Origin of the sequence: Vibrio sp. ER1A (assembly GCF_000733315.1) — a bacterium.
Lineage (GTDB): Bacteria > Pseudomonadota > Gammaproteobacteria > Enterobacterales > Vibrionaceae > Vibrio > Vibrio mediterranei.
The window spans coordinates 97,778-114,390 of sequence record NZ_JPJA01000094.1 but is presented as its reverse complement, the minus strand read 5'-3'; the positions used below and the strand labels follow the sequence as shown (position 1 = coordinate 114,390).

17 protein-coding genes are annotated in these 16,613 nt (G+C 43.3%); 10 read left to right on the top strand and 7 right to left on the bottom strand.

Annotation, left to right across the window (positions count from 1 at the left end; genetic code table 11):
• From HW45_RS30050 to HW45_RS23755, 5 genes are all read right to left on the bottom strand, one after another.
• Positions 1 to 586 (bottom strand): aromatic amino acid transport family protein (locus HW45_RS30050; RefSeq protein WP_327196429.1); only part of this gene is annotated, 586 nt, incomplete at its 3' end.
• Between the two features lie 118 nt (positions 587 to 704).
• The gene (gene tnaA / locus HW45_RS23765) at positions 705 to 2,165 is read right to left on the bottom strand and encodes a tryptophanase (protein ID WP_006070744.1); all 1,461 of its coding nucleotides are present in this window, start codon (positions 2,163 to 2,165) and stop codon (positions 705 to 707) included.
• Positions 2,166 to 2,405: 240 nt separating this feature from the next.
• The gene (gene tnaC, locus HW45_RS30400) at positions 2,406 to 2,480 is read right to left on the bottom strand and encodes a tryptophanase leader peptide (RefSeq protein WP_081411542.1); all 75 of its coding nucleotides are present in this window, start codon (positions 2,478 to 2,480) and stop codon (positions 2,406 to 2,408) included.
• A 246-nt stretch (positions 2,481 to 2,726) separates the two neighbouring features.
• The gene (locus tag HW45_RS23760) at positions 2,727 to 3,908 is read right to left on the bottom strand and encodes an alpha/beta fold hydrolase (protein WP_051868337.1); all 1,182 of its coding nucleotides are present in this window, start codon (positions 3,906 to 3,908) and stop codon (positions 2,727 to 2,729) included.
• Positions 3,909 to 3,941: 33 nt separating this feature from the next.
• Positions 3,942 to 4,313 (bottom strand): DUF333 domain-containing protein, encoded by a 372-nt coding sequence (locus HW45_RS23755; protein ID WP_038230315.1) that lies wholly within the window; start codon positions 4,311 to 4,313, stop codon positions 3,942 to 3,944.
• Positions 4,314 to 4,508: 195 nt separating this feature from the next.
• On the opposite strand from HW45_RS23755, the gene HW45_RS23750 reads away from it, so the two are divergent.
• The gene (locus tag HW45_RS23750) at positions 4,509 to 5,162 is read left to right on the top strand and encodes an oxygen-insensitive NAD(P)H-dependent nitroreductase NfsB (RefSeq protein WP_038230313.1); all 654 of its coding nucleotides are present in this window, start codon (positions 4,509 to 4,511) and stop codon (positions 5,160 to 5,162) included.
• A gap of 44 nt (positions 5,163 to 5,206) precedes the next feature.
• Here the strand turns inward: HW45_RS23750 and HW45_RS23745 are convergent, their stop codons facing one another.
• Both HW45_RS23745 and HW45_RS23740 read right to left on the bottom strand, forming a co-directional pair.
• Complete coding sequence (locus HW45_RS23745; RefSeq protein WP_038230312.1) at positions 5,207 to 6,130, bottom strand: LysR family transcriptional regulator; 924 nt, start codon at positions 6,128 to 6,130, stop codon at positions 5,207 to 5,209.
• A 97-nt stretch (positions 6,131 to 6,227) separates the two neighbouring features.
• Positions 6,228 to 7,250, bottom strand: a complete 1,023-nt coding sequence (locus HW45_RS23740) for a zinc-binding alcohol dehydrogenase family protein (protein WP_038230309.1) — start codon at positions 7,248 to 7,250, stop codon at positions 6,228 to 6,230.
• 255 nt (positions 7,251 to 7,505) lie between these two features.
• Here HW45_RS23740 and HW45_RS23735 point away from each other — a divergent pair, with 255 nt between their 5' ends.
• From HW45_RS23735 to tssC, 9 genes are all read left to right on the top strand, one after another.
• A complete protein-coding gene (locus HW45_RS23735) occupies positions 7,506 to 8,036 on the top strand; it encodes a cytochrome b (RefSeq protein ID WP_038230307.1) in 531 nt (176 codons plus the stop codon).
• 173 nt (positions 8,037 to 8,209) lie between these two features.
• A complete protein-coding gene (locus HW45_RS23730) occupies positions 8,210 to 9,418 on the top strand; it encodes an MFS transporter (RefSeq protein WP_006070751.1) in 1,209 nt (402 codons plus the stop codon).
• A gap of 144 nt (positions 9,419 to 9,562) precedes the next feature.
• Positions 9,563 to 11,554, top strand: a complete 1,992-nt coding sequence (locus tag HW45_RS23725; RefSeq protein WP_038230306.1) for a type VI secretion system Vgr family protein — start codon at positions 9,563 to 9,565, stop codon at positions 11,552 to 11,554.
• Entirely contained in the window at positions 11,554 to 12,138 is a 585-nt protein-coding gene (locus tag HW45_RS23720) for a DUF6931 family protein (RefSeq protein ID WP_006070753.1), read from the top strand. The genes HW45_RS23725 and HW45_RS23720 overlap by 1 nt, the downstream gene beginning before the upstream one ends.
• Positions 12,135 to 12,437 (top strand): PAAR domain-containing protein, encoded by a 303-nt coding sequence (locus HW45_RS23715; protein WP_038230304.1) that lies wholly within the window; start codon positions 12,135 to 12,137, stop codon positions 12,435 to 12,437. Before HW45_RS23720 ends, HW45_RS23715 begins: the two co-directional genes overlap by 4 nt.
• A gap of 226 nt (positions 12,438 to 12,663) precedes the next feature.
• The gene (locus HW45_RS23710) at positions 12,664 to 14,043 is read left to right on the top strand and encodes a type VI secretion system protein TssA (protein WP_051868335.1); all 1,380 of its coding nucleotides are present in this window, start codon (positions 12,664 to 12,666) and stop codon (positions 14,041 to 14,043) included.
• Between the two features lie 32 nt (positions 14,044 to 14,075).
• Positions 14,076 to 14,597, top strand: coding sequence for a type VI secretion system tube protein Hcp (locus HW45_RS23705; protein ID WP_006070756.1), 522 nt, complete (start codon positions 14,076 to 14,078; stop codon positions 14,595 to 14,597).
• A gap of 19 nt (positions 14,598 to 14,616) precedes the next feature.
• Positions 14,617 to 15,123 carry a type VI secretion system contractile sheath small subunit gene (tssB, locus tag HW45_RS23700; RefSeq protein WP_006070757.1) on the top strand — a complete coding sequence of 169 codons (507 nt, stop codon included), beginning with the start codon at positions 14,617 to 14,619 and terminating at the stop codon, positions 15,121 to 15,123.
• Positions 15,120 to 16,598: a type VI secretion system contractile sheath large subunit gene (tssC, locus tag HW45_RS23695; protein WP_038230302.1), complete on the top strand. Its 1,479-nt coding sequence runs from the start codon at positions 15,120 to 15,122 to the stop codon at positions 16,596 to 16,598. The genes tssB and tssC overlap by 4 nt, the downstream gene beginning before the upstream one ends.
• Positions 16,599 to 16,613: the final 15 nt, after the last annotated feature.

Here is a 16,613-nt window from a genome sequence, read left to right as displayed (position 1 = left end):
TCGCGGGTGAATAGTTACCTACAGGCAACATTGCCATGGCGTATGGCGCATAAGCATTCTCTTCACTAATGGTATCGAAAAGTACCGCCATATTTACTTTCACAGCCAAGCCCGATACACCAAACACAAAGCTTAGAATCATGAAAGCAATTAGCACAACCGAAATTCGGTCTACCGCACGGGTTGAATGCCAAACAAACGCAGAAAAAATCAAGACAAAAAGAACGGATGCGATTTTAGCATTAAGACCGAGTACATCCTGTAATATAAGTCCTGAAGAAGTGATGTAGGCGTAGAGTAAAATACCACCCACGAAATACACTGTAATGTTGTTAATAAGATTAATCTTATCGCCTAATAAGTCCTTTGTAACTGTGTCAAAAGACACTTTTAATTCGTAGTGTTTGAATGCTTCCAATAGCATCCAACCAGAAATTGTCATGACCACCATAGTTATTGCGATGGCCAACATCGACCAAATAGTCCAGGCACCAGCACCTGCACTAGGTAGGCCCAACATACCAGCGCCTACACAGACGCTCGCTATAATACAGGCACCACCTATCAGAGACGGATTCTTTTTCATCATTCTGTTCTCATCAAATTCACGTTATTGGATTAGGGAGACTCCCCTACTTCTCTGCTTTTATTTTTTGTATTGCTAGAGAAAAAGAGCGCAGCCAAATGACTGCGCTCTGAAGTGATTATGCTTCTTCGAGCACTTTCGCTTCTGCTGGATTAACTACAGGTTCAACTTCTTTTAATCGAGCAGTAAAGTGGCGTAAAACTTCAGGCTCGTAAGTGAAATCCAATCCTTTCACTTTATGCGCGTTCTCTTTCACTTTCTCAAATGCTTCAATAACGTAGTCCATATGCGTTTGAGTATAAGTAGCACGTGGAATTGTTAAGCGGAGTAATTCAGCTGGACATGGATGCTGTTTGCCAGTTGCAGGATCACGACCTAGAAGTAGTGAACCGATTTCCACTGCACGGATGCCAGCTACTTTATAAAGCTCACAAGCAAGAGCATGTGCAGGGAATTGATCTGCTGGAATATGAGGTAGCAATTTACCTGCATCAACGAACGCAGCGTGACCACCCGCTTGCTGACAGACGACGCCTATAGCTTCTAGACCATCAACTAGGTATTGGATTTGGTTAATGCGGTACTCTAACCAGTCTTGACGCATACCGTCGTACAAACCTACTGCTAGACGCTCCATTGCGCCACCTTCTAGGCCACCGTATGTAGGGAAACCTTCTTGAACCACACATAGAGTACGACAGTCAGTATATACATCCATGAAAGATTCATCTTTGAAGCACAATAAGCCGCCCATTTGAACCATCGCGTCTTTCTTCGCAGACATTGCTAGGCCATCAGCATACTTGTAAGACTCACGAGTGATCTCTTCGATAGTCCAATCTTTATATCCAGGTTCACGTTGCTGGACAAAGTATGCGTTTTCAGCATAGCGAGCAGAGTCCATAATTACCGGAATATCGTATTTTTGCGCGATTTCATATACCGCTTTTAAGTTCGCGATAGAGACTGGCTGACCACCCGCAGAGTTACACGTGATTGTACTTACGATATAAGGTACGTTAGCTGGGCCAGCTTCAATGATCGCTTCTTCTAGCTTCTCTAAGTCAAAGTTACCTTTAAAGTCTGCATTTACTGCTGTATCAAACGCGTCTTTTGTATAAACGTTCTTAGCTACGCAGCAGTTCACTTGAGTGTGACCTTGTGTAGTATCAAAGAAGTAGTTAGACAGTGCTACCATCTTTGAACGGTCCAAACCTTTCTCTTTTTCACGCTTTTTAATTAGTACTGGGATGTAAATCTGTTCAGCACCACGACCTTGGTGAGTCGGAATGGTCAGTTCATAACCAAAGATGTCTTTTACTGCGTTAGCTAGAGCGTAATAGCTGCGGCTACCACTGTATGCTTCATCACCGCGTAGCATTGCTGCTTGCATATCTTGAGTAATTGAACCTGTACCACTGTCTGTCAGTAGATCGATAAATACATCTTCACTATCTAGTAGGAATGGGTTCATGCCCGCTTTAATAATTGCTTCTTCACGGTACTCACGCGTCGTACGTTTTACTGGCTCAACAACGCGAATACGGAACGGTTCTGGTAGATGTTTGAAGTTTTCCATTTTAATTTACCTAATATATTTATTTCTTATCTAATATTTAATTAACCAACAGCAAGACAAGAAATATAATTAAAGAGAACCCTATCCAGAATATATATCCAGATACGATTTAGTTTTGTTTCTATATTTAATCTATGAACATACTTAAACCATTACGACAATAATGCACGTTATTGCATATTGATTCATTAGGGATAGCTGTACATAGGCTATGCGCACTGGACAGTGCGAGAGACAGGGTTATCTCGAAGGGAAGAAGAAAGCGATTTTGTAATCTAGAGTAATCCAGATACTTGTGATGTTGAACTTTTCCATTTGTTTACCTACTTGAGATGTTCAATACCTTGCTGAGTGAGGTATATTCCAAAGTAACTAAGTTAATTATCTATAATTAACCGTATATGTCATCACTATAGAATATAATTTGAGAAGTCGCTAACAAAAAAGTTGATTATGCAGGATATACGGCTGTTTAATAAAGTTTATTTTTGACGACGATCAACACAGCGTACTAGTTAATAAAAGCACTTCGAGACATTAATAAAAATAAATCTATAAATATCACTGTCTTTGAGCCATAAATTCGATAACTCGCACCATCATAGGTTCAAAGTAAGGATTCCAACTCAATCTAGCACTGATGGTATCTTCATCAAACAATCCCCAAGCTGAATAAGACAAGGTTGGCATCTTAGCGCAATCGACCATATAGACCTCTCCTTCTTGAGAGCCACCGCATTGTCTCATCCACCCTCTACGTCCATACAAGATATTATCATCACGATACAAGACCGAAATGTGTGAACCACTCTGTATGTTAGAATCTGGCAGTTTCATACTAAATTGCACGAAGCGCGAATCTGAGTAGTTCTGTTCACCAAACCAAATAAGTGAACTATTTTCGTTACGAAAGCGGGTTTTAAAGAGATCGTATATAACTTTGGAGTTTATTAACTCATCTGTTTCCGTCACTAACAGTAGGGCTGGCAATTCAAAAGTTTTTTCTTTTAGCGCGTCTTGAACATCAACCGCAGTTTGATAGTACAGTGCTGCCCCATTCATTGCCAATGAATCATAGCGAGTAAAGTTCTGCTCTTTCTCGAGACTTACCCAATCGACAAAATGACGCGCAAAACTCGCCATTGAAACGAGTGGGTCTTTTGGCGCAAACGCTGGCGAAAATAGCACAAGCCCTTGAATTGCTTTAGGATGAGCTAAAGCGTATTCAGTCACCAAATTGGTGCCTGTTGAAAAACCGCCTAACCATATTTTGTCGACATCATCACGCAGCAAGTTGACTTGATGTTCCACCGCCAAACGCCAGTCTTCATTGGTTGGATTCATTAGATCAGCCGGTCGAGAACCGTGACCCGGTAACAGCATGACATGAACTAAATAACCATGTTTTGCTAAGTAAGGTGCAATGTCGACAAAGGAGTAAGGCGAGTCTCCCAGTCCATGGACCAGTAATATACCTTCCCCATTAGGATTATCAGGTAGCAACCTGTAAGGGCTAACAACATCCATTTCGACTTGGTAACCGGCTCCATGAAATACTCTAGTCTCATCAAGCCAAGCTCTAGTCTCATCGACATATTGTTCAAAACTAGATTGTGTATAAGGAGCAATAGAGCCCGAACTGGTATACATTTCGGGCTCTTGTTGGATAATCTGATTACTACAACCAACCGTGACGAGTGCAATAATGAAAACGAAAAAACCTGTTACTTTACTCTTTTGCACTATACCGTCCTTGTTGTTGGCAGCAATACGAACTTAGCTGCTCGTAGATTGATGATCTCTGAAGTAGCTTTCTGCATCCATAACTTTACCGTCTGGGAGCGCACATTTGCTCGAATCTTGCATATAGACGCCACCTGTCGATTCACAATATCTCGCCGCCTCGTTTGGCATTTCCTTATGATTTTCTCGATAATAATCCCAAGCATCAACAGCCTCACCCGACTTTAACGTACATTGACCAGTTTGAAGGTCATAAGTACCATGCTCTTCGCAATAGACCGCGGCTGGATTGGCCATCCCGATAGGTTGCTCTTTGTTAACCTGGTCACTGCTTGAACATCCGGCTAATACCAGCGTAGATACCGCAATAAGACCAGCAAGGCATTTTAAGCTATTCTTTTTCATATTATTTCCTCTTACTTACCTTAGATAAAGTTAGATGAATCTAATCAAACTTCAACCTTTTCCGCACATTGTATGGGTAATCTAAGTTCTAGTATCTTCAAAGAATATTTGAAACTGCATCAAACTCCACGGTGTTTTTACTTGCGGCTGGTTTCGCTATCCTCGGGGTAACACCCGTTAAGTAGAGACACGTTTATGAACATTGCTGACAACGCTAAAAACCGCTATTCAACCAAAGCATTCGACCCATCTTTTAAGCTATCTTTCCAGCAGATAGATGCGATTAAAACACTCCTTCGATTCAGTCCATCCAGCGTGAACTCTCAACCATGGCACTTTATCATTGCCAGTACTGACGAGGCCAAACAGCGTGTTGCTACTGCCACACAAGACCGCTACAGTTTCAATGCTCCCAAAGTGCTTAACGCCTCTCATGTCATCGTATTCTGTACAAAAACAGAAATTGATGACAACTACTTACAGTTGTTACTCGAAAATGAAGAAAAGGACGGTCGGTTTGCTACTCCAGATGCAAAACAAGGACAACAGAATGGACGACACTACTTCGTTGATATGCACCGCTCCAACTTGAAAGATGCTCAGCATTGGATGGAGAAGCAAGTGTACCTGAATGTAGGCACGCTCCTACTTGGCGCTTCGACTCTAGGCATTGATGCCGTGCCTATCGAAGGGTTTGACAGTGCTGTTCTTGATAAAGAGTTCAACTTAGCCGCGCAAGGATATCGTAGCTCAGTTATCGTACCGCTCGGAAAACATAGTGAGCAGGACTTCAATGCAAAACTGCCAAAGTCGAGACACAGCTCAGACTACTTGTTCAGTGAATGTTAGCTATTTAAACGAGGTAAACAATAACTAGCCTTATACGATTAGGGCTAGTTATTTAAAATGTGACTGACCTTATCAAACTGACTTTGACACTTCTCTTTCAAGAACTTTTGGAACTCTCGAATAATTGGTCTTAACTGCCTTTTATCAGCACACACCATATACAGCGGCACCGACTCTCCTTGCCAATCAGGCAGAACTTTCCTCAAATTACCCTCAATAATGTCCTGACTAGCGTCGATTAACGACTTATTGACGATTCCTCTGCCTTTTAATCCTAAACGCCTCACAACATCGCCGTCATTGGCTGATATCGCCCCTTTGGTTTCTACAACAACTTGCTGAGAATCGTAGGATAACGGCCAATGATTATGTACCGAACCCGCGACCATAAAGCTTATGCAGTTATGTTGATTCAAATCGTTTGGGTGTAACACTGGTGAGTGATGACGAATGTAGTCAGGGCTAGCACAAAGTACTCGAACATTCTGTGGACATAGCGGTATTGCCACCATATTGGAATCTGGAAGTTCCCCATATCGAATAGCAACATCAATTGGTTTGCTATACATATCCACCAACTGATCAGATAACTCAAGACGAACCGTAACGTTTTCATGTAAGTCAGTGAACTCATTAATCCAATCAAGCAGTAAGTTTCGCCCAAAGTCGGACGGTGCAGACACATAAATGTTACCTGTTAGCGCGCCACGAGCATTTGCGATCTCCTCGACACCTTCATTCAAAGTTGCAAGAGCACAATTAACTTTGGCTAGGAATAGTTCTCCCTCTCCAGTTAAGCTCAATCTTCGTGTTGTTCGAACAAACAGCGGGAAGCCAACTTGCTCTTCTAAACGCTTTATTGATGCACTGACGGCTGCAGGCGTCATATCCATTTGATTCGCTACTTTAGAAAAACTACCTTGTTTGGCCGTTTCGGCAAACAAAGTCAGTTCATTCAGTGCTTTCATGTTACTTTCACCATATTCACTACAATCTTTTCCATCATATACAAAAAATACCTCGACTCATAAAAGAAGAGGTATTTTTAACTAACATGCTGATTGTTTAATCAAAGTTGATGGCAAGCTTACCGATCATAGCGCCACTTTCCATCAATCGGTGCCCTTGCTTTAATGACTCTGCATTGAAGCCATTGATCTCTTTGGTCAAGGTTGATTGAATTCGTCCAGAGTCAATAAGATTAGCGACTTGTTTTAAGATATCACCTTGCTTGTACATATCCTGTGTTTTGTATATTGAGCGTGTGAACATAAGCTCCCAGACAAAAGCGACTGACTTACCTTGAAGCTTACTAAGATCAATACCGCTATCAAACTCAACGATTGAACCGATCATGCCTTGAGGTGCAATAAGTTCTGCCATCGCATCCCAATGACCAACCGTGTCAGCGACATTGAAAATATAATCTACCGTCTCAAACCCCAATTCATGAACAGATTCAACTAAGTTTCTATGATTGGCCACATAGTCTGCACCCATCTCTTTTACCCAAGCTTCGGTCTCTGGGCGTGATGCTGTCGCTATAACCGTTAGGTTAGTGAGCTGTTTTGCAATTTGAGTAGTAATAGAGCCGACACCACCAGCACCACCGATAATTAATAGCGTTTTACGCTCTGACGGGTCTACACGAAGACGATCAAACAGAGCCTCCCATCCCGTTAATGCAGTCAACGGGACTACAGCCGCTTCTGCGTCAGTGAGTCCTTTTGGAGCTCTTGCGACAATTCGAGAATCAACAGCATGATATTGTGCATTGGTGCCTGGGCGAGTGACATCACCCGCGTAATACACTCGATCGCCCTCTGTGAAGTTGGTAACCTTACTGCCCACTGACACCACTTCTCCCACGGCATCAAAACCCAGAACACGTGGACTTTCTAATGTTTTATTCACTGCTGAACGAACACGTATTTTTGCATCTGCTGGGTTAACGGAAATGGCCGCAACTTTTACAAGTAGGTCGAATTCGCCGATTTCAGGCATAGCCATTTCAAACTCATACAAGCTGTTTTCTTCATCGATAGTTTTTGATTCACTAAAACCGATTGCTTTCATCATTGTTGTCATAACGTGTTCCTCTATAGTGTCTAGCTGCAAGTGTTCTTGCTCAATGAGTTAACTATAGGTTGAGAGTAGGAAGCTAAAAACCACCAAAGACTTGAAACACTTTCAAATAAAAACCGATGTATCTAACAAGCTCAACCATCCCATAGATGATAAGCATTCTTATCTTTACTTAACTTTACACATATGCACCTAGAACAAAAAAAGAGCATAAGGAATAATTATTGCCATAAGCCCACGACAAAAATATGGACTAATATGCTCAACAACAAACTTAGTAAACCTACCATGGTGTTTCATTGGCTAACTGCTGTTTTCTTTATAGCGACGCTTGCCATAGGACTTTATCTCGGCGATATGGCCAATGGCCCAGACAAAAATGAGCTAAGGAATCTTCATAAATCACTCGGAGTACTTGTGATGTTTGCAGCTTCACTCAGGCTAGTTTGGCGCCTGAAAGAAGGCATGATCGGTTCCATCAAACAGCTACCTGCGTGGCAAGAGAAATCTGCCCACTTTGTTCACTGGTTTTTGCTTTTAGCTACAATAATGATGCCCCTATCTGGAATCACTATGAGTATCGGAGGAGGACGTTCGGTCGAGTTTTTTGGCATAAGTCTTATCTCAGCAGGAGAGAAAATCGAATGGCTACAACAAATTAGCTCTACCATTCACTTCTCATCTGTGAACATTGTAATCGCTATACTTGTATTGCACGTTCTGGCAGCCCTAAAACACCAACTCGTTGATAAAGATGGCACACTCTCACGTATGTTAGGCAGAAGCTAAAATCATAATTTCAAATGATGAAAGTACCACTTCTTGGTCTTTCATCATTTGATGTCATTGGAAAACGGGGGGTAATTATTCGATTGTGAGAAGGTAACGGGGAGTATGTTACTTGTTTCTCTTTCCAATTCCTTGAAAATTCATGAGTAAATTATTAATAGAGGTTCTCACTCATGAATGGCATTCGACTGTGGCATTTCGCACAAGCTTCTCTTGGTATTGTCCAATGGGTTGGTATCGCGATTCTTCTCAACCCAATCATCATTGAAAGAACATCTAGTGGCGCACTACTAGGCCAAGTCATGGCGCTCATTGGAGGCGCAGGCTTGTTGGCACCGTTGATTGGTGGGATGGCTGATCGTTATTGTTGTCATCGACTGCTACAACGAATGGCCTTGTTTATTCATTTTATTGCTCTGTTAATTCTTTACTTCGCCGAGACAACCGCTGCGATCTACTGGACAGTGGGTATACTGATAGGCATTGGTAGCGTCGCATTGTTAGTACTGAATCCAACCTTCGTCATCGCGTCTAGCAAAAACCAAAATGATGAAGGCCGCGGTCTAGCCAGCTTATATCAATGTCAGTTCTTTGGTGTTGTTGTGACTGGTTTACTTATTTCTATTGCTGACTTCTACAATGTGCCAAGTGACGATCAGCTGCTTATACTTATGTCTTTGGTCATCATCGTGCTTTGTTTGGTTTCTGTTTGCCCTCCTCCATCCATTGAAACGGATAAATCCTACTTTGAGGGTGCTGAGAAGAAATTAGGTAATGAAACCACTTCACAACAAGGTGCAGCACCTTGGTTTCTCTTTTTGTTGGCAGTCTTCTTCTCAATGTTTCTCTCTTCTAACCTGATGGAACTTGGTCCTTTGCTAATCAAAGAAGTTTATCAAGTCAATATCGGCAACTCCGCACTTGGTATGGCTATCTCTGCCATTATCAGCATTTTTATGCTCGAATCGGCCGGAAGATGGATGCAAAGAAGCGGGCCATTTAAAGTTTGGTATGCCGCTCAAGTGATTTATTTAATAGTCGGCACTCTATTTTGGTTAACCGCTGGAAATGATGTTCAGGCTTTCGTGCCTATCGCACTGTTAGTGTTACTCATGCAAGCAATGTCTTGGAATGACATGATCATTCCATCCATCGCAGGTCGTTTGAGTCCCAATTCTCCAGCGTTAACTCAGGGTCTTTTGATGTTATGTATGGCAGGCGGTTTTGGTGTCGGCGCAATGCTTGCTGGCTTATCCATTGATAAATTCGGCTACGCATCAGTATTCACCTTGTCATTAATCGGGATTATCATTGCGCTCTTGTGTATAGGATTACTCACCCTGTCTACCCAGAAAAACCGACGTACCATTTCTGCCTCTTAAAGCCCCTTTCCGCTACACTCCCAAAGCACAGTAACTCGATACTGTGCTTTGATATTGCTCACATTCTTCCTTAACTGCCTATACTGTTTAGTATCTAGTGCTAATCTTAGAATATTATCAAAGGCTTAGTTCAAGGAAGACAGAATGGCCGATCTATACTTGGCATCGACCAGTGAGTTCACTGCCAAAGATTATAAGAACAATGAGTACCTAGTAACTCATGCGACAATTCAAGAGCGGTTCTTTGAACCTTTTGAGATCAATCTACAACTGGTCGCAAAAGGGCTCTCTGCCTCTGATCAACTCGGTCAGACAATGACGCTTAATCGCTATACTTTTGAGTCAGGCTCACAAAGCCTAGTGCGTAGCTTTCATGGCTACATCGCAAAGATCGTTTGTACGGGTTTCGATGAAACTCAGCAATATGCGTTTTACAACATCACTTTACGGCCTTGGCTATGGTTACTTAACTTTTCTAAGAAAAGCCGTGTTTTCCAAAACCAATCAACCAAAGATATCGTTTCTTCTGTGTTTAGTGATGCCGGTTTCTCAAGCCTATTTACAGCCAAATCTCTACCAAGTACCAAACGTGAGTACTGCATACAGTTCAATGAAACGGATTATGACTTTGTCTGTCGGTTGCTTGCTCAAGAAGGAATTCAATTTCACTTTGAACACACATCAAGCAGCCATAAACTGATCTTACAAGACGCGGAGAAACCATACAGCAAAGCGGATATCAATAAGTTCGATATGGCTAACCTACCCTCTGGTAGCAACCCACTCATTCAATCTTGGCATTCTGACCTTCAGTTTCACGGAACGAGTTTGGAGCTCACTGATTACGACTACAGTCAATCTAAGTTGCTCTCCAGTAAAGCAAGTAAATCGAGCAATAAAATCGCCAATAACACTAAACTAGCCGCAACACATTTTTCTAACGATAGCGTTTCTGGAGACATGACCGATCTGTCCACTCTGGTCAAACGTCGTGTTGAAGCGATAGAGAGCCAGTACAGTACAATACAGGCATCCAGTGATGTAGACGCATTTTATGTGGGACAATACTTTTCACTAGCCAGTCACACAGACAACGCACAGTTGGGAGAGTACTTAGTTGTCTCACAAACCGTTCAATATGATGGCCAGTCAAGCGGCCAGTCGAATTGCCAAACTCAAATCACTGTAGTGCCCAATTCCACTCCTTATTTACCAGCCGTCATTGACAAACCTTCAATTCAAGGTGTTCACAACGCTGTAGTTGCAGGAAAAACAAGTGGTGATATTAGTCAGGATGACCAAGGAAGAGTAAAGATCCAGTTTTTGTGGGACAACGAAACGAGCGGCGATGATACCAGTTGCTATGTTCGTGTTGCTCAACTAATGGCGGGGAAAGGTTACGGGACACAGTTTATCCCACGAGTTGGCCAAGAAGTGCTTGTCACTTTCATAAATGGCGATGCGGACAAGCCAATTATCACTGGCTCGGTATACAACAGTCAAAATTCCCCTCCATATAAGACAGCAAACTCTACTCAAACTGGTATTAAAACCATGCTTAAAGGTCAGAGTAACGAGTGGTACTTCGATGATAAAAAAGATAACGAACTGTTTTATCAACATGCCGCTAAGGACTTTACCTTAGAAGTAGAAAACAACGTCACCACGACCATCAAAGGTGAAGTCGCCTATAAAGCGACCAAAGCTATTACCTACACCGCTGAGGATGCGATGACGATGAGTGTTGCTAAAGCGTTTAGCGGCAAAGCCAAGACCGTCAGCATTGAGGGTGAAGACTCTCTGGAGCTAAAAGTAGGCTCAAGCAAAATCACCATCAGCTCTTCCTCTATCAAGATTGAATCTAGTGCAATCGAAATTAAAGCCTCTAACGCACTTAAACTTCAGGGCATGACGTTGGATGCCAAAGGCTCAACGTCTGCCAAATTGTCCGCTGCGTCTGTAACGGTAGACGCCTCGGGAAGTGGGACTATAAAAGGGACGAGCTTGACATTAGATGCCCAGACGACCTTAACCGCTCAAGGAAAGCTCTCAGCCGATCTCAAGTCAAACCTAAAAGCATCCATTAACGGTGCGGTCATGTCCGAAGTCAAAGGCGCTATAGTGAAGGTAAATTAATGATGACTCAACAACTTCAATATCGAAAGATACCCTACGTAAACCCTGAGCAAATCACACCATTGTTTAGTGCTTCAGAGGATCTCACCGAGATACTGGCTCAGTCACAGAGCATTGAAGATTTTATAGCGACATTACAAGAGAAAGAGCTCTATTTCGATCTGGTTCAATTTCTTGCACACGCTTTACCGGTAAGGGAAGCCATCCTTTGGGCTTACTTATGCCTTGAGATTCGGATGCCGGACTGGAACAAAACACAACAGACTTGCCTTGCAAGCTGCAAACAATGGGTATTTGAACCAAGTGAAGAGGGAAGGCGGCGCTGCGAACTCTATGCAACTCGATTAGAGTTAAAGTGTGCACCATCATGGTTAGCACAAGCTGTATTTTGGAACGGTGCTGGTAGTATTGTGTCACCTGAACTCCCCAGTGTACTCCCCGACCCCAAGCTATACGCCAAAGCCTGCGCTGGGGCCATTAACACCGCCGCTGCGATACCTGAATGGGACAAGCATGCCGACTATTATCAACAATCCATCGCAGTCGCTCTCAATATAGCTCATGGAGGCTTAGGAAAGTTATGACTTTGCCAGCAGCTCGTTCAACAGACATGCATGTCTGCCCAATGCAAACACCTGCAGTGCCCCCTATTCCGCACGTAGGAGGGCCTATTATTGGGCCAGGAGTACCAACCGTATTAATCGGTAACATGCCTGCCTCAGTCATGGGAGACATGTGTACATGCGTAGGGCCACCGGACAGCATAATTAAGGGCAGTGCGACAGTGCTTATTTGCAATCGGCCAGCAGCGAGATTAGGTGACACAACAGCACACGGAGGTACCATTGTTGCGGGAATGCCCACTGTCCTAATAGGGGGATAAACCCCTAATTTTATTATAGTTAATTAGCGTTCGCGTGTGACGTCGTTCCAATATTCCTACCGAAAAGTAAAAAAATGACGAAATTTCACAAATTTCCGAGACTTTCTGAAAAACGCTTCTAATATTAAAGCAATGTAATCATGTTGTTAAGCTATTGATACTTTAAAAAGTAAATAGTTTTGTTAATTGCTTTGATATGCATAAATGAAATAAACCAAGGAATGGTATGTACAGTTTCGATGACCTATCAGGCGCTCTATCGGAAGACGCTCCCAGTGGACAATACTTAAAGCTTGATCGCGGCGAATATAGAGCGATCAGAAATGGATATAACACCGCCCTTTCATCCTTTAGACAAATGTTAGAAGCCCCAGATGCATTTGCTGACGAAGAAAAGTCTGAACTCAATGATCAAAACTGGCAGCAGTTTAGAGAACAGCTCAACGAAGCACTCGGTTCGAAAACAAAAGATACGGAACTTTGGAGCTGGTACATAACTAGCTTGTCATTTGACCGAGAACCTATACCGAAGCTGATTGAAGGTTTTAAGCTTCTTCAAAACTACATTGACAACTTTTGGGATACCTTGCATCCAACACTGCCTGACAACAAGGTCAAGGCGACGGATGAGTCTGGAAAACAAAAAGAACTGGTGGAGTTTCGCATCAAACCGTTATCGCAGTTCATCGGTGACGCACCCGAGGCCTCCGCGCTCTTTATGCCAACACAGTTCATTCCTCTTGTTGGCAACATAACTTATTCTCGCTATTTCCAAGCAGAACGCAGCGGCACATTGAGTGATCTGCAAAACGAAGCTAACGACGCTTTTAGCCTTGAATGTACCGACTTGATTCTCGGCTTAGGGCAATTGGTAGAGCAGGTAAATCAGGTAGAAACTGTGCTAGCAGAACGTTGCCAAAGCCATGGCGTCCAAGCGCTCAGCTTTAAATTCGTCCGTGAAATCTTCGAAAGCCATTTAACGGCACTGCGAACATTAATCGGTAACCAATATAGTCAGTGGCCTTTAGACGATATGAACACTGAAGCAGCTTCTGGCGAGGCTCAATCTCAACCAGATAGCTCTGAGCAGTCAGACGCTCACGATAATATAGACTCGGTCAGTTCTAATCCAGATACCGTTAGTCTTCCCGATGCGACGCCTAATAAAGCACCAGTATCTGCCCCCCCTATTTCAGCGACAGTTTCAACTATCTCAACACAGCCTCTCACACGAGACGCCGCTTATAATCAATTGAGAACTCTGGCGGACTTCTTTAAGCAAACTGAACCACATAACCCAACTAGTTACCTACTTGAACGGGCGATTGTTTGGGGACAACTACCCTTACCAGAACTGATGAAAATTCTGGTAGGAAATAATTCCAATGCACTTAATCAAATCGATTCACTGATTGGAATGAATGACGCCCCTATAAACATGGAAAACAGTTCACTATCAACTCAGTCTGGTGGTCACTCTCAGCAGTACACAGAGTCTCCTACTAGCAACTCGAATGGTGCCGAATCCCCGGCATCAAACCAATCCAACAACAATGAAGTAACTCAAGCTACCGCAAATTCAGACGTTTCTGATTTTGAATGGTAACGGTTTAACGCGATACGCGAAGGAGAAAACTGATGGCTTCTATTTTTATGAGAATTGACGGAACCAAACCTAAAGGTGCAGCAACCGTTGAGAAAATTGGTGGTAAAGATGGGTTCTTTGCCATTGATAATGTGTCTTGGAGCGCCGTTCGTGGCGTAGGTATTGATGTAGGTAACGCTAACAATGCTGACCAAGGCATGGTGGCTCTGGGGGAAATCACAATTGGTCGTGGCTGTGATGGTGCCTCACCTTACCTAACGACTTTCTTATATGCGCCTGGTGCTGAAGGTAAAACCATTGAAGTGGTGATGACTAAACCAAATCGCGAAGGTTCTGGTGCTGATCCGTACCTTATCTTGACGCTGAAAAACGCACGTATGTCTAACTACACAATGACCGGAACAAACGGCTCACTACCAAGTGAGAGCTTTGCGCTTACCTACACCGAAATTTCCAAAGCTTATTATATCGAGGGAGAAGGCGGAAAAATCGAGAAAGGCCCAGAAGTCGGCTTTGACGCAACTGAAGCGAAAGTCACTTCAACCGCTAGCTAATTAATCAAGGAGAGATGTTGTGGCACTAAATTCTCAGCACAAACGCGTAAGTAAGAACCGCGTTAGCATCACATATGATGTAGAAACCAATGGAGCAGTGGAAACAAAAGAGCTGCCTTTTGTTGTGGGTGTAATCGGTGATTATTCTGGTCATAAACAAGACAAAGAAGATGTTGAAGATCGCACATTCTATAACCTAGACAAAGATAACTTCGATCATGTTATGAAACGCGTTGGTCCTGAGTTATCCATGAAAGTAGACAATGTTCTTGCCGAAGATGATAGTCAATTTGAAGCAAGCCTTAAGTTTAATTCTATGAAGGACTTCGAACCTGAAGCCATCATTGACCAAGTCGAGCCTTTAAAAAAGCTCGTAGAGACTCGCAATCAGTTGAAGGTACTACTTTCTAAAGCTGATCGCTCTCGTGATCTAGAAAAGCTCTTGAAAGAGGTGCTGCAAAGCGCAGACACCATCAACGCTTTATCTCAAGAACTTGGTATTGAACAGAAAGGAGCAGAAGAATGAGCACTGAATCAGACGTACAAGGCCAACCGTCCGCTGAGGAAGGCTCACTGAGTTTCCTTGACAGAGCGATTGAAGCCACAACACAAACTCCTGCGGATACAACTAAAGAGCTGTTTTCAGTGCTTGCTGAACAGGCTCTTTCAGGTACCGTGACGTGGGATAAAAACTTAACTAAAACCATCGAAAGCGCAATCAGCGAAATCGACAAGAAGCTGTCAAAGCAGCTTTCTGCAGTAATGCAACAAGACGACTTTCAAAAGCTTGAAGGTTCTTGGCGTGGTCTACAAAAACTCGTCAAAGAGAGCGATACTGGGCGTTCATTGAAAATCAAAATGGTTGATTTCTCACAAGATGAATTGCTCGAACAATTTGAAGATGCACCGGCGATCGACCGCAGTCCTCTCTTCAACGCACTTTATCAAGATGAATACGGCACAGCAGGTGGTGAGCCCTACGGCACATTCATCGGTGACTATGAGTTCAGCGCAAAAGACGAGGACGTAGCACTTCTTCGTTATATGGGTGAAGTAGCAGCGGCGTGCCACGCTCCATTCATTGCCGCAGCCAATGCGCAAATGTTTGAGTTCAACGATTTCTCTACATTTGAAGAAGGCAAACCTGTCGCAGCAGGCTTTGACTCTCCTGCATACGCTGCTTGGAACTCGTTTAGGGAAAGTGATGATGCACGTTATGTCACTTTGACGCTTCCTCGTACTATGGCGCGCTTACCATACGGACAAAAAGGTCTGAGCACAGACGTCTTCGCTTATGAAGAGCTGGATGTGGATATGGATGGTAATCCGAATCCGAAAAATAACGATGAGCTTGTCTGGTCTAATGCGGCGTATGACTTAGGTCTTAAAATGACTCAAGCATTCACTGCCTACGGCTGGTGTACTGCTATTCGAGGTCTTGATAACGGCGGTAAAGTAGAAAACCTACCTAACCTAACGTACAAGACTGAGGCTGGCGATTTAGTCCAGCAATGTCCAACAGAAGTGAATCTCACCGATGAACGAGAGAAAGAACTCAGTGACCTTGGTTTCCTTCCTCTAGTTCATTACAAGAACACCAACTATGGCGTTTTTATCGGCGGGCAAACTACCCAGAAACCGAAAACCTATACCGATCCGGATGCTACGGCTAACGCTGCTATCTCCGCACGACTGCCATACATCATGGCAAGTGGTCGAATTGCCCATTATTTGAAAGTAATGGGACGTGATCGTTTGGGTTCAAACATTGAAGCACCCGATATTCAACGTGAACTTCAACTTTGGATCGACCAATACACCAACGCAGGTGCGATTGGTAACGATTCTAGAGCTCGTACGCCACTGGCAGAGTCTCGTATTGAAGTGGTTGAACAACCGGGTAAACCAGGGGCTTATTCTGCGATTGCACACCTAAGACCATGGCTTCAACTCGAAGAACTCACTACCTCTGTTCGCATGGTTGCGAAGATTCCTGGTTAATTGTGATAAGCCGCA